The 1,114-nt window shown below is 70.0% G+C and carries 1 protein-coding gene; it reads right to left on the reverse strand.

Annotated elements, in window-relative coordinates:
• Positions 1 to 638: TIR domain-containing protein (locus NBW84_RS14525; protein WP_445548719.1), on the reverse strand; the 638-nt coding region annotated here is incomplete at its 3' end.
• Between the last annotated feature and the right edge of the window lie 476 nt (positions 639 to 1,114).

Raw genomic sequence — 1,114 nt, forward strand, 5'->3', positions numbered from 1 at the left:
TGTGGCCGCACCGCCTGTGGCCGCACCGTCGTCACCCGCTGATCGAGCAGGCGGGCGCGCAACTGCGACAGTTCCTCCTCCCGTCCGGTGAAGTGCGGATTCCGCGGCCATGCCAGTGACAGCACCCGCGGCCCCGGAAAACGCGGGCCGCTGTCCTCCTCGGCTGTCGGACCTGGGAACGGTGGTGTCACCGACGGGCGCGCACTACCGGTCAGTGCCGCGTCGACCGTTGCCGCCAGCCGGGCCGTCGCCGTCGCCTCGTCGATCTCGAACAGGTCCGTACAGACGATCTTACTGAAGGGCTCCGGTGGGGTGAAGTCGACTACCCGCAGCGGCAGCAGGCGTCGGTTCCGCCCCAGTGGATCCGACCTCCATGCTGCCTGCCACTGTGCCGTACACATCTTCGAGGCAACATATTTCGGTGACAGCATCGCCACTGTACGTTTCGACCGCGCCATAGCCGCCAGCATCCGCTCCGGCAAGTGCATTCCCGGGACCACGTCCCACGCCCGCAACATCACCCGGTGCCCGGCGTCCTCCAGACGCGAGGCCACCCACTTCGCCCAGTCCTCGTCGGCCCGCGTGTACGAAACGAAGAAATCCCACTCGGACCCGTCATCGCCCCCGTCACCGGTCACACCGACAGGATTTCACCGCAAACCGCTGTCGGCCACTGTCCGGCCACTGCCCGGGCACTGTCCGGCAGCGGACGATGGCGGGAACGGGTCGGGCCGCGGTGGGCCGGATGGCGGCGGAGCATGTGTCGGCGTGGCGGGCGTTCCCGCGCTTTCCGGCGATCCCAGTAACGGCCCGGGAGGTGGGCAGTAACGGCCCGGGAGGTGGGATTACCTCCCGGGCCGTTACTGGGAAACGTCACGATCATAAAGACGCGGCCCGGCTATCCGGTTCCGGACGATCCCCCTTCCATGTCCCGGAAGGCCGGCCGGAGCCCCCGTGAGGGCGGTCGGACACCGAGGCGCCGTCGAGCGGCGGTAGCCGGTCCTGCGATCGATGCCTGCGCGGCGTCGGCCGGATCACGCCGGCGCGTACGCGGGCCCGCGGGCCGGGCACCCACGGGCGGGCACCTACGGGCCGGGTACCTACGGCCGGTCAG

This window comes from Protofrankia sp. CiP1_Cm_nod2 (assembly GCF_920664355.1).
Lineage (GTDB): Bacteria > Actinomycetota > Actinomycetes > Frankiales > Frankiaceae > Protofrankia.